The 23843-nt window shown below is 69.2% G+C and carries 23 protein-coding genes; 8 read left to right on the forward strand and 15 right to left on the reverse strand.

The features are described 5' to 3' along the window. Positions 1–26: 26 nt before the first annotated feature. Entirely contained in the window at positions 27–470 is a 444-nt protein-coding gene (locus tag AC07PZ_RS23285; protein ID WP_495297525.1) for a hypothetical protein, read from the forward strand. Positions 471–516: 46 nt separating this feature from the next. Here AC07PZ_RS23285 and AC07PZ_RS23290 read toward each other — a convergent pair whose 3' ends face one another. Continuing rightward, entirely contained in the window at positions 517–2178 is a 1662-nt protein-coding gene (locus tag AC07PZ_RS23290; protein ID WP_495297526.1) for an ATP-binding protein, read from the reverse strand. Between the two features lie 247 nt (positions 2179–2425). Then, positions 2426–3343 carry an ABC transporter substrate-binding protein gene (locus AC07PZ_RS23295; RefSeq protein ID WP_495297527.1) on the reverse strand — a complete coding sequence of 306 codons (918 nt, stop codon included), beginning with the start codon at positions 3341–3343 and terminating at the stop codon, positions 2426–2428. Positions 3344–3415: 72 nt separating this feature from the next. Between AC07PZ_RS23295 and AC07PZ_RS23300 the strand changes: the two genes are divergently transcribed. The 3 genes from AC07PZ_RS23300 (at position 3416) to AC07PZ_RS23310 (ending at position 6916) form a co-directional block, all read left to right on the forward strand. Next, a complete protein-coding gene (locus tag AC07PZ_RS23300; RefSeq protein ID WP_495297528.1) occupies positions 3416–4279 on the forward strand; it encodes an NAD-dependent protein deacetylase in 864 nt (287 codons plus the stop codon). 71 nt (positions 4280–4350) lie between these two features. Beyond that, positions 4351–5613 (forward strand): cation:proton antiporter, encoded by a 1263-nt coding sequence (locus AC07PZ_RS23305; protein WP_495297529.1) that lies wholly within the window; start codon positions 4351–4353, stop codon positions 5611–5613. Beyond that, positions 5591–6916 carry an NAD(P)/FAD-dependent oxidoreductase gene (locus tag AC07PZ_RS23310; protein WP_495297530.1) on the forward strand — a complete coding sequence of 442 codons (1326 nt, stop codon included), beginning with the start codon at positions 5591–5593 and terminating at the stop codon, positions 6914–6916. Before AC07PZ_RS23305 ends, AC07PZ_RS23310 begins: the two co-directional genes overlap by 23 nt. Positions 6917–6973: 57 nt before the next feature. Here AC07PZ_RS23310 and AC07PZ_RS23315 read toward each other — a convergent pair whose 3' ends face one another. After that, complete coding sequence (locus tag AC07PZ_RS23315; protein ID WP_495297531.1) at positions 6974–7744, reverse strand: class I SAM-dependent methyltransferase; 771 nt, start codon at positions 7742–7744, stop codon at positions 6974–6976. A 26-nt stretch (positions 7745–7770) separates the two neighbouring features. Between AC07PZ_RS23315 and AC07PZ_RS23320 the strand changes: the two genes are divergently transcribed. Next, positions 7771–8817 (forward strand): DUF2272 domain-containing protein, encoded by a 1047-nt coding sequence (locus AC07PZ_RS23320; protein ID WP_495297532.1) that lies wholly within the window; start codon positions 7771–7773, stop codon positions 8815–8817. Positions 8818–8821: 4 nt separating this feature from the next. Here AC07PZ_RS23320 and AC07PZ_RS23325 read toward each other — a convergent pair whose 3' ends face one another. Beyond that, positions 8822–9070: a DUF3297 family protein gene (locus tag AC07PZ_RS23325; protein WP_495297533.1), complete on the reverse strand. Its 249-nt coding sequence runs from the start codon at positions 9068–9070 to the stop codon at positions 8822–8824. A 269-nt stretch (positions 9071–9339) separates the two neighbouring features. Here AC07PZ_RS23325 and AC07PZ_RS23330 point away from each other — a divergent pair, with 269 nt between their 5' ends. Then, entirely contained in the window at positions 9340–9915 is a 576-nt protein-coding gene (locus tag AC07PZ_RS23330) for a hypothetical protein (protein WP_495297534.1), read from the forward strand. A gap of 337 nt (positions 9916–10252) precedes the next feature. Here AC07PZ_RS23330 and AC07PZ_RS23335 read toward each other — a convergent pair whose 3' ends face one another. From AC07PZ_RS23335 to AC07PZ_RS23350, 4 genes are all read right to left on the reverse strand, one after another. After that, on the reverse strand, positions 10253–11245 hold the full coding sequence (locus tag AC07PZ_RS23335; RefSeq protein ID WP_495297535.1) for an aldo/keto reductase: 993 nt from the start codon (positions 11243–11245) through the stop codon (positions 10253–10255). Positions 11246–11313: 68 nt separating this feature from the next. Further along, positions 11314–11715, reverse strand: coding sequence for a MerR family transcriptional regulator (locus AC07PZ_RS23340; RefSeq protein ID WP_495297536.1), 402 nt, complete (start codon positions 11713–11715; stop codon positions 11314–11316). 88 nt (positions 11716–11803) lie between these two features. Next, positions 11804–12448, reverse strand: coding sequence for an ABC transporter ATP-binding protein (locus AC07PZ_RS23345; protein ID WP_495297537.1), 645 nt, complete (start codon positions 12446–12448; stop codon positions 11804–11806). Then, on the reverse strand, positions 12445–13731 hold the full coding sequence (locus AC07PZ_RS23350) for an amidohydrolase family protein (protein ID WP_495297538.1): 1287 nt from the start codon (positions 13729–13731) through the stop codon (positions 12445–12447). Before AC07PZ_RS23350 ends, AC07PZ_RS23345 begins: the two co-directional genes overlap by 4 nt. 105 nt (positions 13732–13836) lie before the next feature. Between AC07PZ_RS23350 and AC07PZ_RS23355 the strand changes: the two genes are divergently transcribed. Both AC07PZ_RS23355 and AC07PZ_RS23360 read left to right on the forward strand, forming a co-directional pair. After that, complete coding sequence (locus AC07PZ_RS23355) at positions 13837–14763, forward strand: cation diffusion facilitator family transporter (RefSeq protein ID WP_495297539.1); 927 nt, start codon at positions 13837–13839, stop codon at positions 14761–14763. 89 nt (positions 14764–14852) lie between these two features. Continuing rightward, positions 14853–16427 carry a gamma-glutamyltransferase family protein gene (locus AC07PZ_RS23360; RefSeq protein WP_495297599.1) on the forward strand — a complete coding sequence of 525 codons (1575 nt, stop codon included), beginning with the start codon at positions 14853–14855 and terminating at the stop codon, positions 16425–16427. Here AC07PZ_RS23360 and AC07PZ_RS23365 read toward each other — a convergent pair. From AC07PZ_RS23365 to AC07PZ_RS23395, 7 genes are all read right to left on the reverse strand, one after another. Beyond that, a complete protein-coding gene (locus tag AC07PZ_RS23365) occupies positions 16424–16744 on the reverse strand; it encodes a chaperone modulator CbpM (protein WP_495297540.1) in 321 nt (106 codons plus the stop codon). The two genes, AC07PZ_RS23360 and AC07PZ_RS23365, sit on opposite strands and share 4 nt — an antisense overlap. 5 nt (positions 16745–16749) lie before the next feature. Continuing rightward, positions 16750–17709: a DnaJ C-terminal domain-containing protein gene (locus AC07PZ_RS23370; RefSeq protein ID WP_495297541.1), complete on the reverse strand. Its 960-nt coding sequence runs from the start codon at positions 17707–17709 to the stop codon at positions 16750–16752. Between the two features lie 88 nt (positions 17710–17797). After that, the gene (locus AC07PZ_RS23375) at positions 17798–18463 is read right to left on the reverse strand and encodes a histidine phosphatase family protein (RefSeq protein ID WP_495297542.1); all 666 of its coding nucleotides are present in this window, start codon (positions 18461–18463) and stop codon (positions 17798–17800) included. A 129-nt stretch (positions 18464–18592) separates the two neighbouring features. Then, positions 18593–19246, reverse strand: a complete 654-nt coding sequence (locus AC07PZ_RS23380; protein ID WP_495297543.1) for a CDP-alcohol phosphatidyltransferase family protein — start codon at positions 19244–19246, stop codon at positions 18593–18595. 82 nt (positions 19247–19328) lie between these two features. After that, entirely contained in the window at positions 19329–20729 is a 1401-nt protein-coding gene (locus AC07PZ_RS23385; protein ID WP_495297544.1) for a sensor domain-containing protein, read from the reverse strand. A 23-nt stretch (positions 20730–20752) separates the two neighbouring features. Beyond that, positions 20753–22222 carry a GTPase/DUF3482 domain-containing protein gene (locus tag AC07PZ_RS23390; RefSeq protein WP_495297545.1) on the reverse strand — a complete coding sequence of 490 codons (1470 nt, stop codon included), beginning with the start codon at positions 22220–22222 and terminating at the stop codon, positions 20753–20755. Next, a complete protein-coding gene (locus AC07PZ_RS23395; RefSeq protein ID WP_495297546.1) occupies positions 22219–23694 on the reverse strand; it encodes a DUF2868 domain-containing protein in 1476 nt (491 codons plus the stop codon). The genes AC07PZ_RS23390 and AC07PZ_RS23395 overlap by 4 nt, the downstream gene beginning before the upstream one ends. Positions 23695–23843 lie beyond the last annotated feature (149 nt).

Below are 23843 nucleotides of genomic sequence, written 5' to 3' on the forward strand. Positions count from 1 at the left end.
TGCTGCCCACTTGCAAGAAGCCCCAGATGTCTCTTTTCGACAAGCTCCAGATCGCCGCCACGAACCCCGACGGGTCCGTCACGCCACCGCCCAGCGCGGACGACCTGCGCCAGGCCCTCGAGGCGCGCAACGAGGAGCTGGCGGAGAAGCTCGGCGAACTCGAGGAGATCCTCGCCAAGCCGCTCGACCAGATCCTGGCCGAACGCGACAAGTTCAAGGAGGCGGCCGCCGCCTGGGATTCGTTCGGTGCGATGTGGATGCTGTCGCAGCGCGCGATGAAGCGCGTGGCGCTGGACCTCGCCGCCCAGCAGGGCGTGAGCGAGGAAGACGTCGTGGCGCGTGCGCTGGCCTTCGCCAACGACGTGCTCAACGGCGACGGCGTCGACCTGGGCGGCACCATCGCCGAGCCGCAGATGGCGCACATCGCGCGCCACAAGCCCTTCCTGCGCAAGCAGTTCCGGCGCGGCTGATCGCGCCGGCTCGGGTCCGCGCCGGCACCTCGCCTGCGCGGCTCGCTCAAGCCCTCGCGGTGATCTCCTGGATCTCCTTGCGCAGGTAGGCCGGGCGCAGCGGCTTGTGCATGAGCCTGACCTGCCTGCCCTCGGCCGCGGTCCTGAGTTCCGTGTTCATGTCGCCGGTCAGCAGAATCGCGGACAGGGCCGGCTGGCCCATGCGCAGGCGGACGGCGTCCACGCCGCCGAGGCCGTCGGGCAGGGTTCCAAGGTGGAAGTCGGTGATCAGCAGACCCGGCGCGAAGCCGTCGTCCAGGTGCTGCAAGGCGCCGGCCACGCTTTCCGCGCTGCGGACTTCATGGCCCCAGCCCGTGAGCATCGCGGCGGCCGCCGTGCGTGAGAACTCGTCGTCTTCGACGACCAGGATGTTCAACGGCCCCGCAGTGGCCGGGGGGGCCGGCGCGGCGGCCAGGCTCGTGGCATGGCTCAGCAGCCGGGCGGGCAGATGCAGCGTGAACGTGCTGCCCGAGCCGGGCCGGGAATCCAACGCGATGCGCAGCCCCAGCAGGTCCGCGCCCTTGTCGACGATCGTGAGTCCGATGCCGAGACTCGTTGCGTCCGCGTCCTGCGGAGACACGCGCGTGAACGCCTGGAAGACCTGCTTCTGCACCGACGGGTCGATGCCGGGGCCCGTGTCCGTCACGCTGATTTCCAGGCCGTCGACCCGGCGGACGACCCGCAGGGCGACGCTGCCCTCATGGGTGTACTTCACGGCGTTGTGCAGCAGGTTGGAGATCATGCGCACGAAGAGCCCGCGGTCCGATGTGAGCAGCATCTGCCGGGCATCCTCGATCTGCGCATCGAGCTGCAGCCCCTTGCGGCGCGCCAGGTCCTTGTGGGACTCCAGCGCCTCCCTCAGCACCGCGTGGAGCCCGAAGGGTTCGGCCTGGGGAGGCTGCTGGCCTTCGAGCCTCGAGATGTCCAGCAGCCCCTGCAGCATGTCGGTCAGCAGATTGACCTGGGACCGCGTGTGCCTGATGCGCATGCGATGGTCTTCTTCCGGCGCAGAGGCGTGCCAGCTTTCCAGCATCAGGCCCAGGGCGTGCACCGGCTGGCGCAGGTCGTGGCTGGCCGTGGCGATCACGCGCACCTTGTCCTGGTTGGCCGCGGCCAGGCGCTCGTTCTTTTCCTTGAGTTCTTCCACCAGCCGCACGTTGTCCAGCAGGATCATGAATTGCGCCTTGCGCGTCTTCTCGAACAGCGGAAGCGCGATCAGGTAGCAGGCCGCGATCGCCAGGCCGTACTCGCCGCCCCACAGCGCCCATGCCGCGGCGATGCTGCAAAGAAGGATGCGCATCAGCCAGACGGCGCCGCCGATGAAATACAGCGTGGACAGGAGCACGTTGCTGGTGATGACCACCGTCAGGGCCATCCTGCCCAGCGGCGGTATGGCCGGAAAGCTCACCATCAGTGCGATGGCCAGGAGCCCGCCGGTGAGGGCGCTCATGTAGAGGGGAATCAGGCGCCAGCGATGCCATTGCGCCACCTTGGTGGCCGGCGCCAGGCGGCGATAGCGGGCCGTCAGGAGGGCGCGGGCCGTCTGCACGGCCTGCGTGACCAGCAGCCATCCCGCAACCCAGGCGGCGGGAAGGTGCTCCCAGGCGATGAAGGCGACGCTCAGGAAGATGGCCCCGTTCGTCCAGAGGACCTGGGGCGAGTTCTGCAATGTCAGTTCAAGCGCGATCTCGCGATCTGTCTCGGGCCTCGGTGGCTCATGCGTCCTGGCCACTGCGATACCTGCTTTCGCTCATGGGGCGGGCTGACGAAAACATCGTTGAAACGTGCCTTCCTGCTGGCTGATGGGATGGGTAGGGATATTCGAGGTGTCGCACGTGTCGATCGTCATGAGAATGCCTCAATGACGTCCAAAGGTCGAGCCCGCGCTGCGCGATTTGGACACCTTGGCGCGCGGCTCAGGGTTGCGGGCTGCCCAACGCGATCAGGCAGTCGACCACCGCCTCGGCACCTTCGTCCAGGCGAGGGCCGGCCCGCATCATCACGTCGAAGCGGGCGGCGCCGAAGGTGCAGCTGCTGCCACGACGAATCGCATCCATGGACGCCCAGCCGGGCCGCGAACCCATCGCGTTCAGCTCGCCGAAGGCCGACACCATCAGCAGGTCGGGGTTCGCGCGCACCACGAACTCGGGGCTGATCCGAGGGAACGGACCGAGCGCGGCCGGCACGATGTTCGCCAGCCCCAGCCGCGTGAGCGTTTCGCCGATGAAGGAACTCTCGCCGGCGGCGGCCACGCCATGCACCTCGAAGTAGACGCGCTTGCCCTTCCATCCCGCGGGCATGCGGGCGCGCGCCGCATCGAGCCGGGCGTCGAGCCGGCGCCACAGCGCTTCGCCCGCGCCGGGGCGGCCGGTCACGCGGGCCAGGTTTTCCATCACCCGGCGCATGTCGGCGTGGCTGCGCGCATCGAGCGCGACCACCGGAATGCCCAGGCTCTCGAGCTGGTTCAGCACCCGGCTGCGCGGGCGCAGCAGCACCACGTCGGGCCGCAGCGCGACGATGCGCTCGATCTGCGCATCGTCGATGCCGCCGACCTGCGGCAACTGCCTGACCGAATCGGGCCAGCTCGCATGGCGATCGACGCCGACCAGTCGGCCGCAGGCGTCGAGTGCGCAGATGGTTTCGGTCAGCGACGGCACGAGCGACACGATGCGCTGCGGCGGTCTGGCGAAGTTCAGCGTGTGGCCGCGGTCGTCGACCACCTGCAGGCCGGACGCATGGGCGGCGGTGAGCGGCGCTGCCGCCAGGCTGGCGAGGCCGAGGAGGGCGGCAAGAAAAACCAGGCAAGCCGGGAGCGGGGCGCGGAGAAAAAACATCGTGTCGATGTTCTCAGATTCGCGCGCGGCCCTCGGCATGCATCGGCCCTGCGGCTCACGTAAGCTCGCTCGATGGACACCATTTCAGCGCCCACGGCCCTCGCGGATCTGGCCGCACTCACCGAATTCACCGTGCGCCATCCGCGGCTCTTCGTGCTGACCGGTGCGGGCTGCAGCACCGATTCGGGCATCCCGGACTACCGCGACAGCAACGGCGACTGGAAGCGGCCGGCGCCCGTCACCTTCCAGACCTTCACCGGCGACGAGGCCACGCGCAAGCGCTACTGGGCGCGCAGCCTGGTCGGCTGGCCGACCATGGCCCACGCACGGCCGGGCGCGGCCCATCGTGCGCTGGCGCAACTGGAGGCCGCAGGGCGCATCGAGCTGCTGCTGACCCAGAACGTCGACGGCCTGCACGAGGCGGCCGGCAGCCGGCACACGATCGACCTGCATGGCCGCATCGACACCGTGCGCTGCCTGGCTTGCGAGCTGCGCATGCCGCGCGCCGAGCTGCAGCTGGAATTGCGGCGGCGCAACCCGGCCTGGGCGGCACTCGAAGCGCGCGCCGCACCCGATGGCGATGCCGATCTCGACGGCATCGACTTCAGCGTGTTCGACGTGCCGCCCTGTCCGCGCTGCGGCGGCATGCTCAAGCCCGATGTCGTGTTCTTCGGCGAGAGCGTGCCGCGCGATCGCGTGGCCGAAGCCTTCGCGGCGCTGTCGCGTGCGGACGCCGTGCTGGTCGCCGGCTCCTCGCTGATGGTCTATTCGGGCTTCCGCTTCGTACAGGCCGCTGCGGCAGCGGGCCAGCCGGTGGCCATGGTCAACCTGGGCCGCACCCGTGCCGATGCGCTGCTGTCGTTCAAGGTCGAGGCGCCGGTGGGCGACACGCTGGCCGCGCTGGCCACGCACTTCGGCATGCCCGCCCTGCGTTGATGGCCCGACGATGACGGCCGGAAGCCGACGGCATGCCGCTACCATCGCCGAGCACTGAACAAGGTCCCACCATGTCCCTCGCCCTGCTGCTGCTTCAGCTTGCCGTGATCCTGATCGTCGCCCGCCTCTGCGGGCTGTTGCTGCGCGCCATCGGCCAGCCGATGGTGATCGGCGAGATGGCCGCGGGCATCCTGCTCGGGCCGGTGGTGCTCGGCGCGATCTTTCCGCAGTGGCATGCGCAGCTGTTCCCGGCCGCGTCCTTGCCCGGCCTCTCGGCATTGGCATCGATCGGTGTCGTGCTCTTCATGTTCATCGTCGGCGCCGAGTTGCGCACGCCCAGCGGCATGGGGGCGCAGCTGAAGGCGTCGGGCTGGGTCGGGCTCTGCAGCATGGTGCTGCCGATGGCGCTCGGCCTGGCCATTGCGCCGGTGCTGCATCCGCTGCTGGCGCCTGCGGGCGTGGCCTTCTGGCCCTTCGCGCTGTTCCTGGGCGTGGCACTGTCGATCACCGCCTTCCCGGTGCTCGCCCGCATCCTCAAGGACCGCAACATGACGCGCACGCGCATCGGCCAGCTGTCGCTGGGTGCGGCCGGCGTGGTCGATGCGCTGGCCTGGGTGCTGCTCGCGCTGGTGGTGGCGCTGGCGGGTTCGGGTGAGGGCTTGGGCGGTTTCTTTCGCATAGCCGGCGGGCTGGCACTGCTGGTCGCCGTCGTCTTCGGCGTCGTGCGTCCGCTGCTGGCGCGGCTGCTGCGGCGGCATGCACCCGATGGCGTGCCGTCGCCGATGGTGCTGGCCGTGCTGCTGATCGGACTGTTCGTGTGCGCGATGCTGACGGAGTGGCTGCACCTGCATGCGGTGTTCGGTGCGTTCATCTTCGGCATCAGCCTGCCGCGCGACGACCGGCTGCTGCGCGCGCTCGAGCAGCGCATCGAGCCGCTGTCGATCATCGTGCTGATGCCGATCTTCTTCGCGCTGGCCGGCCTTGGCACCAGCGCGGGCGCGTTCACCAACGCGAGCCTCGGCACCATGGGCCTGATCCTGCTGGTGGCCACGGTCGGCAAGATCGTCGGCGGCGCGGCCGGCGCGCGCGTCTGCGGCTACAGCTGGAGCGAGAGCCTGGCGACCGGCTCGCTCATGAATTCGCGCGGACTGATGGAGCTCATCGTGATCAAGGTCGGCCTGGACGCCGGCCTGATCGGCCCGGAGCTCTTCACGATGCTGCTGGTGATGGCGCTGCTCACCACCGCCGCCACCGGTCCGCTGCTGACGCTGATCGCCCAATTCCAGAAACCATCCGAGGAGAGTCGACAACATGGAAGCCAGCCAGGAATGTGATGTGCTCGTGATCGGTGGCGGCCCCGCGGGCTCCACCACGGCCACGCTGCTGGCCCGCCAGGGGCGCCGCGTGGTGATCGTCGAGAAGGAGCAGCATCCGCGCTTCCACATCGGCGAGTCGCTGCTGCCGGGCAACGTCGAGCTGTTCGAGAAGCTCGGCGTGCGCGACCAGGTCGCGAAGATCGGCATGCCGAAGTTCGGCATCGAGTTCGTGCCGCCCGACAGCGACGAGCGCAGCTACGTCGACTTCTCCGAAGGCTGGGACCCGCAGAAGGATTCGGCCTGGCAGGTGCGTCGATCCGAACTCGACGAGGTGCTGTTCCGCAATGCGGCTGCGCAGGGCGCGCTGGCCTTCGAGAACACCCGCGTGCGGCAGGTCGACTTCGACGACGCCGGTGCCACGGTGCAGACCCAGCACGACGACGGCAGCAAGGCGAACTGGCGAGCCCGCTTCGTGGTCGACGCGAGCGGCCGCGACACCGTGCTGGCCACCAAGTTCAAAAGCAAGCAGAAGAACCCCGACCACAACAGCACCGCGCTGTTCGGCCATTTCCGCGGTGCGCGCCGGCTCGAGGGCAAGCGCGAGGGCAACATCAGCATCTGCTGGTTCGAGCACGGCTGGTTCTGGTTCATCCCGCTGGCCGATGGCACCACGAGCGTGGGCGCGGTCTGCTGGGCCTACTACCTGAAGGCGCGCGACAAGCCGCTGAAGGACTACTTCTTCGACACCATCGCGATGTGCCCCGAACTCGCCGATCGCCTGAAAGGCGCCACGCTGGTCGACGACGCGGTGCACGCCACCGGCAACTTCGCCTATTCGAGCACCCACGCCACCGGCGAGCGCTACCTGATGGTGGGCGACGCCTTCACCTTCATCGACCCGATGTTCTCGTCGGGCGTGTTCCTGGCGATGCAGAGTGCGTTCAATGGCGCCGAACTGGTGGAGAAGGCGCTGGACCGGCCAGCCGAACTGCCGGCCGCGCGGCGCCTGCTGGAAAAGCAGATGCGGGCCGGGCCGCGCGATTATTCGTGGTTCATCTACCGCGTGACCAACCCGACGATCCGCGACATGTTCATGCACCCGCAGAACATGTTCAAGGTCAAGCAGGGACTGATGTCGCTGCTGGCGGCCGACCTGCGCCATGGCGCGTCGTATCGCCTGTCGCTGAGCATGTTCAAGGTGATCTACTACTTGGTGTCGGTGCTCAACTGGCGCCGGACCTACGACGGCTGGAAGCGCCATCGCCACAACATCCGCGACATGGGACTGCTGAAGGGCGAGACGATCATCAAGAGCGAGTGAGCGGCCCGGCGCGCAGGGCCGCCGGGCCAGCCATCAGTCCGTCAGACGGCCAGACGATCAGCCCGGCTTGACCGCGGTGTATTCCGAGAAGATGCCGAGCTCGACGTGGCGCTGCACCTGCTGGAAGCCCGCCGCTTCCAGTGCCGCCATCACCGAGGCCGGCGGGATGCAGGCCTCGATCGTGTCCCAGTAGTACTGCCACAGCTCCTGCGTGGTGCGCTGGCGTGCGACCACGCGGGCGATGGTCGGCACCACCGCGCGCATGTAGCCCTTGAGCAGCGCCGTGGCGATGCGTCCGGCGGGGCGGGTGATTTCGAGCACCACCAGCCGGCCGCCCGGCCGCAGCACGCGATGGAATTCGGCAAAGGCCGCGCCCACGTCAGAGATGTGGCGCAGCGCATAGCCCATGCTCAGGAAGTCGGCCGATGCGTCGCCGCAAGGGATGGCTTCGGCGCGGCCTGCGAGCAATTGCACGCTCGGCAGCGTGACCTGCGCCATCATGCCGGGGCTCGGATCCACGCCGGTCAGCTGGCCGCCCGGGCCGATCAGCGCGAGCGCCTCGCGCGCCACCAGGCCGGTGCCGATGCCGACGTCGATCACCCGCGCATTCGCGGCCAGCCCCGCACGTTGCAACGCCGAACGCCTGTACCACGGGCCGCTGCCCATTGCCAGCACGCGCTCGATGCGGTCGTAGTCGCTGGCCGTGTCGTCGAAGATCCGGCGCAGGTAGCGCTGGTGTTCCTCCTCGTCGCTGTAGTAGGCCGGCAGCGGCGTATGGGGCAGCTGCGAGATGCCTGCAGCGGGGGCTTGGGGGCGGGCGTCGGTCATGGAGGCATCATAGGCGCCGCATGCCGATGCCATTCATCTCGCTTCCCCGGACCGCCCGCGCCATCACACGTCAGCCACGCAGGACGCCCGCCGTGTGGCTGGCGCTGTTCCTGTGTGGGGCATCCGGGACGGCCGCCGCTGCGGACGCCTGCCTCGATACCGCAAACCAGAAGGCTGCGCCGCCGCGCGCGCTTGCGATGGCCGCCGCCGCACGGCAGGAACATGGCGCCTTCGGCGGGCAGACGATGGATGCCGAAGGCCGGCTCGTCCGGGCGGGCGATTCCGAAGCCGAGGACACGCGCCGCACGATCGGCGCCACGCCGCCGTGGGCGCGCGTGCTCGGCTATTGGCGCGCGGTCGATCTGGAGGACACGCGCCTGCCGTACCTGGTGCGCTTCGGCGGCCTGCGGCCGGCGCACCGCGAACTGCTGCTGCAGGCCCTGAACCAGGCGAGCGCCGACCATCTGCAGGGCCTGGGCGTCGGGCCGGACCAGGGGTTGGCGTCGTCCGATCAGCGTGCGATGGCGGTCGCGTTGAACCGCGTCGCGGTCATCGACACGCCCTGGTCCGCCGCCTTCGTGAGCTGGCTCGCGCGCCAGGCCGGGCTGGGCGCGGACGAGTTCGCGTTCTCGGAGGCGCATGCGGACTACGCCGGTGCCGCATGGCAGGCCGGTGTCGACGAGGCGGCCGGGCGTGCCACGCCTTACGCGTTGCGTGCCTGCGACCCGGTGTACACGCCGCCGCGCATCGGCGACCTGCTGTGCCAGGCGCGCGCCGGCAGTGCGGGCATCGACAGCTTCGCGCGGATCGGCGAGGCGCTCATCGACCGTCGCAACGGCGGCGCGCCGCTGCCGATGCATTGCGACGTGGTGGTGGCGGTCGACCCCACGGGCTTCGACACGGTGGGCGGCAACGTGCTGCAGTCGGTCACGCGGCGGCGCCTGGACTTCGCGCCTGGCACGGCGCTGCTCGATCCGAGCTATCGGCCGGAAGGCTGCGTGCCGGGCGCACCGGCGTGTGTCGATCGCCACATGAGCCGGCAACCGTGGTCGCTGCTGCTGCAGTGGCGCTGAGCCCTCAGCGGTAGAAGGCCTCGACCTCGCCCTTGAGCTTGATCAGCAAGGGCTTGCCCTTGCGGTCCAGCGTCTTGCCGGCCGGGACCTTGATCCAGCGCTCGCTGACGCAGTACTCCTCCACGTCGAGGCGCTCCTTGCCGTTGAAGCGGATGCCGATGTCGTGTTCGAAGACGGCCGCCACGTGGTGCGGGCTGCGCGGGTCGATGGACAGGTGGTCGGGAAGGGGAGGGAGAGAGGTGCTGTCGTTCATGGCGTTCGATGGATGCATCGGCATCGCGGCGCGGTCGCCTGGAAGACGGCGCGGGGGCGATTGCGGGGCCGCCATGATAGGTGCTGAACGCATGGCGCCGCCGCACGGCGACGGCGTTTTGCCAGCCGGCGGCGTAAGGAGACCTTGAGCTTCGCTGAGGTAAGTACCAGTAACAAAATGTCAGGGCGAATGGAAAATCCGGCCGACAGGGAAATCGGCGTCCGAAGAGGCTCAATGCCCGCGCGTCGTCCAACCGACAGGACAGGCAAGTGCCATCAATCGCCAGTGGAGAAGACGTGTGCCTCGGACGAATCGTGTCGCAGAGAGTCGGCAGCCGTCCGCCCGCAGCCCCGGATGTCTGGGACTTCAGGAACCACCCGACCTGGCGCGACGCCCTCTGGAAACTCGTCGAGGACTTCGCCGGGAGCGATGTCCGCCGCTTTCTTCTATTGCATCCATCGGTGCATCTCGCCGATGACGACTTCGGTTGGCTCGACCGATTCGCCGCAGATGCGAAGGGCCACCGAATGGACTCCCGCAGTTCGCTGGCCGACCGGATCGTTCAACGATATCGGGCGATCCGGGCCGCGCACGGCACGCGGACGCCAGGTGTCGGGGCTTTCTACAGAGAAGGCCTGCGTGTGCTGGATGCCCATGAACGGAACGCCAGAGCACGTGAAGTCTTTCTCGACGGCCGCTTTCCTGAACTGACCCGAAAGAAGCTGTCGATAGCGATCGCTGCCGTCGAAGCCGAACAGCGGACGGGTGGCCTTCACTTCGAGGCGAACGAGCAGCATCTGGTCGGCCGCTGTAGGCACCACATGCTGTACGGCAGCGCTATCTGAGCGCGGTGGCTGCTCATCTCGGATCGGCAAGGGACTACCTGCAGGCACTGGCACTGGAAGGCGCCCCCGTGGTGTTCGTGTGCGACGTGCCGCTCGATCGCATGCGCTACGACGCACTGAGGGATTTCGCCGGGCAGGCCATGCAGGTGCTGTTCGAGGAGCTCGTCCAGGGCGGCGCGTACCGTCGCAGCCCCTACCGTGCGTGTGGCTTCCGCATCGACGCCGGCCTGGAACCCGAGCACATCGTGGGGCACTACGCGCCATCGCTCGTTCGCGACCCTGGCGACATGCACCTGTCGCCGGTCCGGCTGATCGAACCGGCGTGGACGATCCGGCCTCAGACGTTCACCGACCCGATGAACGACTCCGGATACCGCAGCCCGGCCGCCGCATCGGCCGGGAATGCACGGTCCAGTGCGGCGAGCTCTTCCGAACTCAACACCACATCGAGCGCGCCGATGTTCTCGTCCAGATAGCGGCGGCGCTTGGTGCCGGGGATCGGCAGGATGTCGTCGCCCTGTGCCAGCACCCAGGCCAGTGCGATCTGCGACGCCGTGCAGCCGTGCGCCTCGGCCAATTGCCGAACCTGTTCCGCCAGCGCCAGGTTGCGCGTGAAGTTCTCGCCCTGGAAGCGCGGCGAGTGACGCCGGTAATCGTCGGCCGGAAGGTCATCCGGCGTCTTGAACGCACCCGCCAGGAAGCCGCGGCCCAGCGGCGAATAGGCGACCAGGCTCACGCCGTTCGCGCGGCAGGCGGCCAGCGTTCCGGTCGTTTCCGGGTCGCGCGTCCACAGCGAATATTCGCTCTGCAATGCCGCGATCGGATGCACCTTGCAGGCGCGCTCGATGGTCGCTGCCGATGCTTCCGACAGGCCCAGGTAGCGCACCTTGCCTGCCTGCACCAGCTCGGCCATGGCACCGACCGTGTCCTCGATCGGCACTGTCCTGTCGACACGGTGCTGGTAGTAGAGGTCGATCCGGTCGACGCCCAGGCGCTTCAGGCTGGCGTCGCAGGCCGCTTTCACATACGCGGGCCGGCCGTCGATGCCGCGCGCCGTCGGGTCGGCCAGGTCGCGCGCGATGCCGAACTTGGTCGCGATGAACACCTCGTCGCGCCGGCCGGCGATCGCCTTGCCGATCAGCAGTTCGTTGGTGTGCGGCCCGTAGGCGTCGGAGGTGTCGAGAAAGTTCAGCCCCTGGTCGAGCGCGTGGTGCAACGTGGCGATCGACTCCGCGTCGTCGCGGTTGCCATAGAAATCGCTCATGCCCATGCAGCCCAGGCCGATGGCCGAGATGGCGGGGCCGTTCTTGCCGAGTGTTCTTGTCTTCATGATGTGGTCCTTGGATGTGAGGGGGGGAGGGATTCGGATGCCGGCTCGCAATGCGCGCTCGGGCAGGCTCAGGCTCGTTTCGGCAGCGCCTGCAGGTCCTGGTAGCCGCGGATCTTCCGGCGGATGTAGGCCAGCGTGTCGCCGATGCGTTCGAGGTCCGCTTCGAGCTGCTCGGCGTGGCGTTCCAGCATCGCCTGCCGTTCGGCGACGCTCTCGGGCGCCTGGCCTTCGCGCAGCAAGGTCGCATAGCGCTGCATGTCGCGCATCGACATGCCGGTGGCCCGCAGGCGCACCAGGAATTCGAGCCAGCGCATGTCGTCGGCGCTGTAGCGGCGTGCACCGCTGCGCCGGTCGATCGGCGCGATCAGGCCGATCTGCTCGTAGTAGCGCAAGGTGTGGGCGCTCAGGCCGGTGGCCGCCGAGGCCTCGGCGATGCTCAACGGGCTCGTTGGGCGCAGTGGTGAGTTCATGCCGCAAGCGTACGGCTTCGAGTGCACTCGAAGTCAAGCGCCAGCGTGCAGCGCGCGCCGTGCCCTCCGGCGCGGCGCCCCGGATCGCTCAGGCGCCGGCGGCGAACGGCAGTTCGAGCGTCGTGTTGAAAGCCACGTCGCCGATGCGCTCGCCACTCGCGACCACGACCGCGCGATCCGGCCGCGCCGTGATCCGCGTGAGCGCATCCCAAAGCGCGCGGCGCGACGGACCGTCGAGGCCGCCGGTCGGCTCGTCGAGCAGCGTCAGCGGCCGGCCGGTCGCAAGCCCGGCCGCCAGCCAGACCTTGCGCTTCGAGCCGGTCGACAGCATGAACATCTTCTTCTCGAGGTGCGGCGCCAGAGAGAAGGCGTCGACCAGCGCCTGCCATGCGACGGGGTCGAAGTGCGCGTCACCGGCGACCAGCGCATCGGTGCATTCGCGGCAGCTCATCGCGTCCCAGGCGTCGGTGCCCGGGTCGACGAAGAACACGTTGCGCCGATAAGCCGCGGCGTCCTGGTCGAGCCGCACGCCCGACAGCGTGAGCCGGCCCTTGGCGGGGAGTGCGGGCAAGGTGCCGGCCAGCACCCGCAGCAGCGTCGACTTGCCGCTGCCGGTGTCGCCGTACAGCAGCGTCACGCCGGCATCGATCCGGCCGGACCAGCCCGCCACCAGCGGCGGCGCGTCCGGATAGCCGAAACCGAGCGCCTCGATCTCCAGCAGCGGCCGCGTCATGCGCCGGCCCTCGGCGGCATGAACGCGGTCTGCGCGCCGCGCCCCGCGAGATGCAGCGCCGCCGTGGCCGCTGGCGTCTCGGCCAGCAGCACGCCCTTGCGGAACACCTTGAGCCGGGTCGCGCGCAGCCGGATCGCCTCGACCGTGTCGCGCGCCTGCAGCAGCACGAAGCTGGCGTCGCAGCCGGCATCGAGCCCGTAGTTCTCGAGCCCGAAGACGCGCGCCGCGTTCGTCGTGACCGCCTCGAAGCAGCGCCGAATGCCGGCCTGGCTCGTCATCTGCGCGACGTGCAGGCCCATGTGCGCGACCTCCAGCATGTCGCCCGAGCCCATGCCGTACCACGGGTCCATCACGCAGTCGTGCCCGAAGGCCACGTTCACGCCAGCGGCCATGAGTTCGGGCACGCGCGTCATGCCGCGGCGCTTCGGGTAGGTGTCGTGGCGGCCTTGCAGCGTGATGTTGATCAGCGGATTGGCGATCACGCTCACGCCGGCTTCGGCGATCAGCGGCAGCAGCTTGCTCACGTAGTAGTTGTCCATCGAGTGCATCGACGTGCAGTGCGAGCCGGTCACGCGGCCCTGCAGGCCGAGGCGCTGGGTCTCGAAGGCCAGCGTCTCGATGTGGCGCGACAGCGGATCGTCGGACTCGTCGCAGTGCATGTCGACGCGCTGGCCGCGCTCGGCCGCAATCTCCATCAGCAGCTTCACGCTGGCGGCGCCGTCGGCCATCGTGCGCTCGAAGTGCGGAATGCCGCCGACCACGTCGACGCCCTTGTCGAGCGCGCGCTTCAGGTTGTCCACGCCGCCGGGCGGGCGCAGCACGCCGTCCTGCGGAAAGGCGACGAGCTGCAGGTCGAGGTAGGGCGCGACCAGGCGCTTGACCTCCAGCAGCGCGTCGACCGCCAGCAGGCTCGGGTCGCTGGTGTCGACATGCGTGCGTACCGCCAGCAGGCCCTTGGCCACCGCCCAGTCGCAGTAGGCGAGCGCGCGTTCGATCAGCGCTTCCTGCTTGAGCAGCGGCTTGAGTTCGCCCCACAGCGCGATGCCTTCGAGCAGCGTGCCGCTCTCGTTGACGCGCGGCAGGCCGTAGCTCAGCGTCGCGTCCATGTGGAAATGCGGGTCGACGAAATGCGGTGCGACGAGCAGGCCCTGTGCGTCGACCGTCTCGTGCGCCGGTGCATCGAGACCGGCCGTGACTTCGGCGATGCGGCCGTCCTGCACGGCGATCGACATGCCGGTGCGGCCGTCGGGCAGCGTGGCGTTGCGGATGAGGAGGTTCAGCATGGTGGGAGCGCGGGAGTTCGTCGGGGTGCTTTGATTATGTTGGCTGACACGCACACGCTCCCTGCAAGAAGCGCTCCAAGCTCACGGCGCCCTTAGGCTCGACGGATGGCCGAATCCAAAATAGCAATCTACGGCGCCATCGGTGCCAACGTGGCCATCGCCGTCACCAAGTTCGTCGTCGCCGGCATCACCGGCAGCTCGGCGATGCTGTCCGAGGGCATCCATTCCGCGGTCGATACCTTCAACGGCATCCTGTTGCTGGTCGGGCTGCGGCTGAGCCAGCGGCCGGCCACGGCCGAACATCCGTTCGGGCACGGCAAGGAGCTGTACTTCTGGAGCCTGATCGTCGCGGTGCTGATCTTCGGGCTCGGCGGTGGCGTGTCTTTCTACGAGGGCGTGCAGCACATCCGGCATCCGGAGCCGATGACCGACCCGACCTGGAACTACGTCGTGCTGGCCGCGGCGATGCTGTTCGAAGGCACGAGCTTCGCGATCGCGCTGCGGCAGTTCCTGAAGCAGGCCGGCAAGACGCCGTTCTGGAAGGCGCTGCACACCAGCAAGGACCCGACCAACTACACGGTGCTGGCGGAAGATTCCGCCGCACTGGCCGGCCTGGTGGTGGCGGCCATCGGCATCTGGCTGAGCCATTGGCTGAACATCCCCGAGCTCGACGGCGTGGCATCGGTCGTGATCGGGCTGCTGCTGGCCGGCGTCGCGGTACTGCTGATCCGCGAGTCGCGCGGGCTGCTGATCGGCGAGGGCATCCGGCCCGAGACGGCGCGCGACATCCGGGCAATGGCCAAGGCGCATCCGGAGGTGTACGACGTCGGCCGGCTGCTGTCGATGTACATGGGGCCGGAAGAAGTGCTCGTGACCATCGATCTCGATTTCGTGGACGGCACGTCCACCGAAGACGCCTCGGCCACGATCACCGCGATCGCCAAGCAGGTGCGCGAGCGCTATCCGGCGATCAAGCGCCTGTTCATCGAGGCCGGCGACATGCCGGCGCCGGTCGCCGTGTCGACCGCCTGAAAGCGCCTGAAGCGTTTATCCTGCGCGGCTTCACGCACCGCAACCGCACAGGAAATTTCATGGCCCATTCCATCCAGGGACGTCGCGGCATGGCCGTAGCGCCCCATGCGCTCGCTTCGCAATCCGCTCTCGCCGTGCTGCGCGAGGGCGGCAACGCGATCGAGGCGATGGTCGCGGCCGCGGCCACCATCGCGGTGGTCTATCCGCACATGAACGGCATCGGCGGCGACAGCTTCTGGCTGGTCGGCACGCCGAAGTCCGGCGGCGGGCATGACGTCGTCGGCATCGAAGGCTGCGGGGCCGCAGCAGCGGACGCGCGGCGCGAGAACTACGCCGGCCGCAGCGCGATCCCGTTCCGCGGCGGCGATGCGGCCATCACCGTGGCCGGCACGCTCGGCGGCTGGGAACAGGCGCTGGCATTGAGCCGCGACACGATGGGCGGCCGCTTGCCGCTCTCGCGCCTGCTGGCCGATGCGATCGACTACGCACGCAACGGCACGCCCGTCACCGTCAGCCAGCAGCGCAGCACGGCGGGCAAGCGCGCCGAACTCGAGTCGGTCCATGGTTTCGCGGAGACCTTTCTGCCGGGCGGCGAAGTGCCCGAAGTGGGCAGCCTGTTCATGCAGCCGCGGCTGGCGGCGACCTTCGAGCACCTGGTGCGCGCCGGCCTCGACGACTTCTACCGCGGCGACCTCGCGCGCAGCATGGCCGCCGACCTGCAGTCCGCCGGCAGCCCGGTCGCGCTGGCCGACCTGCAGGCGCACCGCGGCCAGCTGCGCGAGCCGCTGATGCTCGCGCACAGCCATGGCCGCGTCTTCAACATGCCGCCGCCCACGCAAGGCATGGTCGCGCTGATCATCCTCGGCCTGATGGACCGGCTCGGCATCGAGCGCTTCGACCACCTGAGTGCGGACTACGTGCATGCGGCGGTCGAGTCGGTCAAGCAGGCCTTCGCGGTGCGCAACCGGCACATCACCGACCCGGCGCACATGACGGTCGATCCGGCGTCGTTCCTGGCGCCCGGCGCGCTCGACGCGATGGCCGCGCGCATCGACATGCAGCGCGCCGCGCCGTGGGGCGCTGGCAAGGGCCCGGCCGACACGGTCTGGATGGGCGTGATCGACGGCGAGGGCCGGGCGGTGTCGATGATCCAGAGCGTCTATCACGAGTTCGGTTCGGGCGTGGTGCTGGCGCAGAGCGGCGTCAACTGGCAGAACCGCGGCGCCTCGTTTTCGCTCGACCCGGCGCACATCAACACGCTGGTGCCGGGCAAGCGGCCCTTCCACACGCTGATCCCCGGCCTGGCGCTGCTGAACGACGGCCGCACGATGGTCTACGGCAACATGGGCGGCGACGGCCAGCCGCAGAGCCAGTCGGCGGTGTTCACCCGCACGGTGGTTCACGGCTTGAACCCGCAGGACGCGATCAGCGCGCCGCGCTGGCTGCTCGGCCGCACCTGGGGCCAGAGCTCGGATTCGCTGAAGCTGGAGAGCCGCTTTCCTGCAGCAACGGTCGATGCGCTACGTGCGCGCGGCCACGAAGTCGATGTGCTCGGCGAATTCGACGAGACCTTCGGCCACGCCGGCTGCGTGCTGCGCCGGCCGGACGGCAGCTTCGAAGGTGGCTTCGACCCGCGCTCCGACGGGAGCGTGGCGGCGTTCTAGCCGGCGTCGATGCCTTGCGCCCGCAGCAGCGCCCTGGTGCGCCGCAGCTCGCGCTGAAGATCGAGGATCAACGCCGCCGCATCGAGCCCGACGCCGAAGTCGCGCTCCAGCCGGCGCGCGGCCAGCGCCTGTTGCAGATCGGCGCTCTGGAAGCGCCATTGCTCGGGTTGCTGATCGCGAATCGGCACCTCGACGATGCCGACCTCGACCAACTGGACGACCCAGTCGATGCGGGCGCCGCAGGCATGGGCAAGTTCCAGCGCGGCGAGTGGATGCGAGGCGCCGAGCGCGGTGGTGGTGACGGTGACGGTGGCCATGGTCTTCACGCTCCCAGATGGCGGCGCGGGTTGAAGGGCGCGGCCTTCGCCAGCTGCTCATAGGCTTGGCGGGCCGCTTCGCTGTCGGCCGGCGGCAGCGCGATCTCGAGCAGCAGATAGAGATTGCCGGGCGGATTGCCGGCAAAGCCGCGGCCCTTGAGCCGGAGCTTCAAGCCGCTGCGCGCGTTCGGCGGCACGCTGACCTCGACGGCGCCGCCGGTGGGCGTCGGCACTTCGACCTGCGCACCCAGCGCGGCTTCGGTCGGCGTCACGGGCAGCGTCATGTAGAGATCGCGGCCCTCCACGCGGTAGAGCTTGTGCGGCGCGATCCGCACTTCGAGGTACAGGTCGCCAGCCGATTCGCCGCCATGGCCGGGCATGCCCTGGCCGGCGAGCCGGATGAACTGGCCCGGATGCACACCGGCCGGAATCTTCACGCTGAGCGTGCGGGTCTTGATCTCCGGCTGGCCGTCGGCGCCGGTCTCGACGGCGCGCAGCGAGATCTCACGCTCCGACCCGAGCAGTGCGTCTTCCAGCGTGATCTCGATGGCGGCGTGGTGGTCTTCGCCGCGTGCGCGGTAGTTCTGCCGCGTGGCCGAGCGGCGCTCCGACGCGCCGAACATCGACGAGAAGAACTCGCTGAAGTCCGCGTGGTCGGCCGGGCCCTGGTTGGGGCCGCGGTGGAACTCGAAGCCTTCGTCCCATCCCGGCGGCGGACGGAAGTCGCCCTCGGGGCTGCCGCCGCGCGCGACCCGGTCGGCGAGCGCGTCGTAGGCCGCGCGCTTTTCCTTGTCGCGCAACACGTCGTTGGCTTCGTTGACGTCGCGCATCTTCAACTCGGCGTCGGGCTCCTTGCTCACGTCGGGGTGGTACTTGCGCGCCAGCTTGCGGTAGGCCTTGCGCACCTCGTCGTCCGACGCGGTGCGCTCGACGCCGAGCACCTTGTAGTAGTCCTTGAAATCCATGTCGTGTGTCCGTGGTCCGTGGTCCGTGGTCCGGGGCCGATGTCTATGGGATCTGGCGATGGCGCCCGGACGTGAATGCCGGCGTCGGTCAGGCGATGGCCGAGCCGTTGTCCGCGGCGTCGGGCCCCGTCATCGCCATGTCGGCGAGCGCGCGCACCGTCCATGTGGTGCCGCTGCGCTCGAATCGCAAGGGCATCGCGTTGCCGAGCACCCGCGCATCGAGCGGCACGCCGAGCAGGCCGGCCAGCACATACAGCGTGCCGCCGTGCGCCACGACCAGCACCGGCGCGGGCTGATCGAGCGCGGCCTCGAGCGCCGACCGCTTGCGTGCGACGAACTCCGGCAGCGTCTCGCCGCCTTCCGGCTCGCAGGCCCAGTCGATGTTCAGGGACGACGTGCCGATCAGCGCGCCGAAATGACGTTCGCGCAGCGTCGGCTGGGGGAAAGGCGTCAGCCCGTGCGGCTTGGCCACGGTGTGTGCGGTGTCGAAGGCGCGGCGCGCATCGCTGCAGACGATGGTGCGGATCGGCTCGCCGGCCAGCAGCGTGGCGGCGGCTGCGGCCTGCTGCAGGCCCAGTTCACTCAACGGCTCGTCGACCGCCTGGAAGATGCGCAGCGCATTGCGGCCGGTCTGGCCATGGCGCAGGAAATAGAAATGGTCGCAGGCCGGTTCGAGCGGGCGTTCTGCCGCCAGGCTGGCGAGCAGTTCGAGGCCGGCGCCGCCAGCGGGATGCGTTGCAGTTTGATTGGTCATGATCACCAATTCTCCATCTCTACGGCCCAAGCCAGGAACACCGCGGAACCGGCTTCGCCGGGCCGCCGGTGTTGCCCCCGGTGAGGGGGGTGGCGAAAGCGACACGAAGTGCGCGAAGCCTGGGGGAGGTCAAAGTTTCGGTATGTGCAGCGTCTTGCTGATCATCAGCGTGCCCGACAGCCCGAACAGCAGCGTCAACGGATGCAGCTGCCACGGGCCGAGCTGCCATGCGCCGCCCCAGATCGCTGCGCCGATGCTGCCTTGCCAGGCGGCGAGCGCCAGCACGCCGACCAGCACCACGCTGGTCGGAATCGGCGTGCCTTCGAAGTACTTGACCTTGTCGGCGCCTGCGGAAAGCGCTTCCGCCGTCACGTTGTAGCGCGCCAGCCGGCTCACGCCGCAGCAGACGAAGTACACGAGCAGGAGGCAGTCCCAGCCCCCGTCGAGCCCGGCCGCGAAGGCGAGCGCGGCCGGCGCGACGCCGAAAGAGATCACGTCCGCCAGGGAATCGAGCTCGCGGCCCAGCGCTGAATGGGTCTGCCGCCAGCGTGCGATGCGGCCGTCGAACACGTCGAAGATGAATGCCACCGGGGCAAGTGCAGCAGCCCACAGGAATTGCGTGGTGGAGCGACTGGCCATGAAGGCCATCGCGAGGAAGACTGCGCCGACGCCGCAAGCGGCATTGCCCAGCGTAAAGATGTCCGCCAGATGAAAGCCGCGGATCATCGAGAAGTGGCGGCGGGCCGGCGTGGCGGATGTGGCCGAAGGCAAGGGAGACGACATGGCTGGGGTCCTTCGCGAAAGTGGCATGCAGTTCATGCCACCGGTACGGTCTCCGGCCGGCACGGGCACGATGGCGACCAGCCTAGCGCAGGCCCGGCGCTTTCGCTGTAGGTTCAGACCGGCGCTGGCTGCTCTTCACGCGGCTGCGATTGCCGCCGGCCTTCTTGGCCGCATACATGGCCTCGTCCGCATGGCGGATCAGCCGCTTGTAGTCATCGCCATGCTGCGGATGCAATGCGATGCCGATGCTCGGCGACACCTGGAACTGCTCGTCGTTCATCGAAAAGGGCTCGCACAGCGCAACGCGGATCTGCTCCGCCAACTCGACGGCGCGGGCCGGCGACGGGTCCTGGTCGAGCAGCACCAGGAATTCGTCGCCGCCGATGCGCCCGACCATGCCGGCGTCGCCCACGCAGCGGCGCAGGCGCTGTGCGGTTTCCTGCAGCAACTGATCGCCGGCCGCATGGCCATGGCTGTCGTTGACCTGCTTGAACATGTCGAGGTCGAGGTACAGCACGGCCAGCCGCGTGAGTTCGGTCCGAGCGTGGCGCAAGGCGGACTGCAGCCGGTCGTTCAGCAACGTGCGGTTCGGCAGGTCGGTCAGCGGATCGTGCCGGGCGATGTGGCGCAGCCAGGTCTCGGCCTGCTTGCGCTCGATGGCGCTCGCCACCTGCGCCGACACGAACTGCAGCAGCTCCACATCTTTCTCGGTGTAGCGCGTGTCGCCGAAATAGCTCTGCACCACGAGCACGCCGATCGGGCCCTTCTGCGTCTGCAGCGGCACGCCGAGCCAGTCGAGCGAGTCCTTGCCCATGTCGATCTTCACGCCCGGCGGCAGCGGATCGGGCGAATCGGCACGCAGCAGCAGCGCCTGCCCGGTGCGGATCACTTCGGCGCTCAGCGTGCCGGAGTCGAGCGGGCGTGGCTCGGGTGGCGTGTGGTGGCTGTCGACGTAGTAGGGAAAGCTGAGTTCGTCCTTGGCTTCGTCGTAGAGCGCAACGAAGAAGTTCGACGCCGTCGTCAGCCTGGCCACGATCTCGTGGATGCGCCGAAACAGCGTCAGCAGATCTTCGGCCGTGTGCGCAGCTTCCGACACGGCATAGAGCGCGGCCTGCATCGACTCGGCGCGCTTGCGTTCGGTCACGTCGCGCGCCACCGCGACGCGGACACCGCCGATTTCCGACCAGCGCGCCGACCACATGATGTGCACGGTCTGCCCGTCCTTGCGCAGGTAGCGGTTCTCGAAATGCGGCTGCTGCGTGCTGGTGTGGATCGCGTCGACCTGGCCGAGCGTGCGTGCGCGGTCTTCCGGCAGCACGAAGTCGATCATGTTGCGCCCGACCATCTCGTCGGGCTCGTAGCCGAAGATCTGCGTGCATGCGGCGCTCACGAACATGAACACGCCCTTTGCGTCGACCACGCAGATCGCGTCGGCGAGCAGGTCCATGACGTTGGCAAGAAAGGTGTCGCCGTCGGGCTTCATCGGAGAAGGAGGAATTCGGCGCACTAGCGGAGCGGGTCTTTCGGCGGTTGTGATGTTGCAATGCGTTGCACATCTTCGGCCGATCTTGCCACCAACGCCGCGCGCTGCGGACTTTGGGGTTGTCTGCGCGGCCCGGCTTCCCATTCCGGATGGCTGCGGGCGGGGCGCAACGTGGCGACGGCCGCCCGCAGGAGCGGGCGTGGCGATGGCGCTGGTGCAGCCCTCTCGGCGCCTGCGGCCGGGGCGCCCGAAGTGACCGAAGCCAATGGGCCGGTCGCCGCGTGCCCGCGCTGTGAGAGCGCCAGCCACAGGTCGACCTGCCAGCCGAGCAGCACGATCAACACGGCGTCTTCCACGCTCAGTTCGCGCAAATCGCGCAGGCGGTTGGCGAGCTTGCGGCCCAGCGGTCCCCAGCCCTGCATCAGCGCACCACCGAGCGCGCCGCCCAGCGCAGCGCCTGCGCCGAGCGACAGGCCGCCGGCCGCGATGTCCAGTGCCACGCCCAGCGCTGCGCCGACCGCCGCGCCCTGGCCCAGCCGGATGCCGGCGTGCTTCATGGCCTCGGCGCTGAAGAAGTCCATTGCCCATCGGCCTTCGACCTGGGGCAGCGGCGCCTCGGCCGCGTCGCCGGCACGAAAGCCGTGCAGCGACAGCAGGTCGTCGGCGCAGCGCTGCGCCTTGTCGAACACCTCGCGGCGCAGATCGGCAACAGCGGCCGAGGTGGCCGAGACCTCGGCATCGGCCGGCACCGTGCGGCGCAGCGAAGCCACGTCGACCAGCAGTTCCGCGATGCGTGCAGCGGCTGCGTCTCGCCGTTGCGCGGCTTCGGTGGCTAGATGCGTGATGACTGCGTCGAGTTGCACGCGCCGGTCGCGCAGCAGCGTGACCAGGTCCTGGTAGAGCGCCCGCTCGGCGCCGACGAAGGGCGCCGCCGCGTCGAAGCGCACGACCGCATGCAGGCCGTAGGCCGCCAGCAGCGCCTTCCATTCGGGCTCGCGCTGCGCGGTGTCGCGCACGAAGTTCAATACGGGCAGCACCGGCCGGCCGCAGGAGCCGATCAGCTCGATCTCGTCGCGGTACTTCGGCAGCACCGGCTCGCGCACATCGATCACGAGGAAGGCGGCGTCCACCTCGAGCAGCGTGCGCAACACCTTGGCTTCCTGCTCGAAGGCACCGTGCGCCTCAGGACTCTGCAGGAAGCGGCGAATGCGCTCGGGCGGCGTGCGCTCGTCGGCAAAGGCGGTGAGATGTTCGCGCAGGGTGACGGCATCTTCCAGCCCCGGCGTGTCGAAGAAGCGGATCGCGGTGCGGCCGCCGGCGGCGAGCTCGACGCTTTCCACATGGCGTGTGGTGCCGGGCCGCGAGGCGACCTCGCCGAACGTCTGGCGCCGCGTCAACGTGCGCAGCAGCGAGGTCTTGCCGGCATTGGTATGCCCGACCACCGCGATGCGGATGACATCGTCGCCCGGTGATTGCCGTGCGCCTGCGTTCATGGCGACTGCCAATCTTCGAGCACGGCGTCGGCGCTGTCGCTGGCGCGTATGCGCGCGGGGCCGAGCGCTGTGTCGGCCAGCCAGGTGTGCCAGCGCTGCATGTCGGCACCGGCATCTTCCGCTCGCGCTGCGCCGCTGCCGTCCGTGTCGATCAGCCAGAGCCGGCACTCGCCGCACAGCGCCAGGACATCGCGCAGAAAGCGCTCGGTGCCGCGGTCGGGGCTGGCGGCTGCGCGGCAAACGACCAGCACGCGGCGTGGGCGCTCAGTGGCGAGAAGGTCGAGCAAGGCCCGCCGCTCGGCCAGGCTGCCGTCGACGCGCGGCGTGTGGATGGACGACCTGGCCGGGCGCGCGGCCTGTTGCTGCATGAAGGCCGCGAGTGCGGCCGGCGGCCAGGCGGCCTCAGGTGGCAATTCGAATCCGATGGCGACCAGCCGATCCCGGGTGTGTTCGGGCGCGAGGCCGGGCGGTGCGGTCGCTGGCGTTCGGCCGGGGTCGGCATCGACGATCCGTGTCGGCGCCAGCGCGTCGAAGCGCGCGGCCAGGCGGCGGTAGTAAGGGTCGTCAAGGTCGGGCCGCAGCAGCGGCATGCGGATGCGCCAGACCACGGCGCAGAGCGCCATCAGCAGTAGCCGAGGCAGCAGGCCATACACCACGATGCAGCCGGTGAGCCAGAGTGCCCAGTCGCGCTGGCCGGCCGTCGGCACCGCGCCGGCCGGCATGTTGGTCGGTGCGGCAGACAGCACCGTCTGCGCGTCCGGCACCGGGAAACCCAGATGCGCGGGCAGCCAGCCGAGCGCACGCACGCCTTCCACGAAGAAGCCCGGATCGAGGATCGTCGTCTCCCAGCTCAACGTGTAGTTGCGAAAAGCCAGCGCAAACAACAAGGCAGCCAGCACCGCCGCAAAGGACAAGCTCCAGATGGCATGGCTGACGAAGCCGAAGGCCCACGGCAGTAGCCGTGCCCGTGCGAGCAGGCCGGTGGTTGCGTGCAACAGAAGCGGCGTCTGTCCGCGCCGACCGCCCGCGACCCGCGCCGTGAGCCAGAGCCACAGCCGGCCGAACGAAGCGGGCAGGGTGGCCGTCGGCAACACCAGCCCGATCAGCCACAACAACAGCGTGAGCAGATGCACGCCCAGAAGGCTCGCAAGCGCGACCATCACGTTGATGCGGCGTTCGCCGCTGCCGGCCACGCCGCCCGCGAGCGACACACCGACCACGACGACCATCGCGGCCAGCGCCAGCAGCATCCACGGTGCGCCTTGGCGCCAGCGGGCCAGATCGTCCTGGAGCCCGACGCGCTGCCCCAGATGGCTTGCACGCGCATCGATGCGGCGTGCGTTGGCGGCATGCGCGGCAAGTGCTTCGCGCACTGCCTGCGCGTCTTCGAGCGGGCCGGCCCGCTCGGCCAGGCGGATGGCCTCGGTGATCACCGCGTCATGGACGGCAGCGTCGCGCAGCGCAGTGGACAACGAATTCCCTTTGGAGAGGATGCGGGGCGGGAGCACGAAATTATGCCGCGCAGGTTCTGGACGTCAGGCGCAAGTACACGGACGAAAAAAAAGGTCGCCTGGCAGAGCGACCTCTCTGTCCGGCACGAAGCCGGAATCACGCTGCGGAA

It is taken from the genome of Variovorax sp. GW821-FHT10B04 (assembly GCF_059415645.1).

Bases quoted from the DNA above. Each gene is read 5' to 3' on its own strand.
- AC07PZ_RS23375 (WP_495297542.1), bottom strand. From the start codon at position 18,463: ATGACCAATCAAACTGCAACGCATCCCGCTGGCGGCGCCGGCCTCGAA.
- AC07PZ_RS23320 (WP_495297532.1), top strand. From the start codon at position 7,771: ATGCCATTCATCTCGCTTCCCCGGACCGCCCGCGCCATCACACGTCAG.
- AC07PZ_RS23315 (WP_495297531.1), bottom strand. From the start codon at position 7,744: ATGACCGACGCCCGCCCCCAAGCCCCCGCTGCAGGCATCTCGCAGCTG.
- AC07PZ_RS23360 (WP_495297599.1), top strand. From the start codon at position 14,853: ATGGCCGTAGCGCCCCATGCGCTCGCTTCGCAATCCGCTCTCGCCGTG.
- AC07PZ_RS23325 (WP_495297533.1), bottom strand. From the start codon at position 9,070: ATGAACGACAGCACCTCTCTCCCTCCCCTTCCCGACCACCTGTCCATC.
- AC07PZ_RS23370 (WP_495297541.1), bottom strand. From the start codon at position 17,709: ATGGATTTCAAGGACTACTACAAGGTGCTCGGCGTCGAGCGCACCGCG.
- AC07PZ_RS23390 (WP_495297545.1), bottom strand. From the start codon at position 22,222: ATGAACGCAGGCGCACGGCAATCACCGGGCGACGATGTCATCCGCATC.
- AC07PZ_RS23340 (WP_495297536.1), bottom strand. From the start codon at position 11,715: ATGAACTCACCACTGCGCCCAACGAGCCCGTTGAGCATCGCCGAGGCC.
- AC07PZ_RS23385 (WP_495297544.1), bottom strand. From the start codon at position 20,729: ATGAAGCCCGACGGCGACACCTTTCTTGCCAACGTCATGGACCTGCTC.
- AC07PZ_RS23355 (WP_495297539.1), top strand. From the start codon at position 13,837: ATGGCCGAATCCAAAATAGCAATCTACGGCGCCATCGGTGCCAACGTG.
- AC07PZ_RS23350 (WP_495297538.1), bottom strand. From the start codon at position 13,731: ATGCTGAACCTCCTCATCCGCAACGCCACGCTGCCCGACGGCCGCACC.
- AC07PZ_RS23285 (WP_495297525.1), top strand. From the start codon at position 27: ATGTCTCTTTTCGACAAGCTCCAGATCGCCGCCACGAACCCCGACGGG.
- AC07PZ_RS23380 (WP_495297543.1), bottom strand. From the start codon at position 19,246: ATGTCGTCTCCCTTGCCTTCGGCCACATCCGCCACGCCGGCCCGCCGC.
- AC07PZ_RS23345 (WP_495297537.1), bottom strand. From the start codon at position 12,448: ATGACGCGGCCGCTGCTGGAGATCGAGGCGCTCGGTTTCGGCTATCCG.
- AC07PZ_RS23305 (WP_495297529.1), top strand. From the start codon at position 4,351: ATGTCCCTCGCCCTGCTGCTGCTTCAGCTTGCCGTGATCCTGATCGTC.
- AC07PZ_RS23300 (WP_495297528.1), top strand. From the start codon at position 3,416: ATGGACACCATTTCAGCGCCCACGGCCCTCGCGGATCTGGCCGCACTC.
- AC07PZ_RS23365 (WP_495297540.1), bottom strand. From the start codon at position 16,744: ATGGCCACCGTCACCGTCACCACCACCGCGCTCGGCGCCTCGCATCCA.
- AC07PZ_RS23295 (WP_495297527.1), bottom strand. From the start codon at position 3,343: ATGTTTTTTCTCCGCGCCCCGCTCCCGGCTTGCCTGGTTTTTCTTGCC.
- AC07PZ_RS23310 (WP_495297530.1), top strand. From the start codon at position 5,591: ATGGAAGCCAGCCAGGAATGTGATGTGCTCGTGATCGGTGGCGGCCCC.
- AC07PZ_RS23335 (WP_495297535.1), bottom strand. From the start codon at position 11,245: ATGAAGACAAGAACACTCGGCAAGAACGGCCCCGCCATCTCGGCCATC.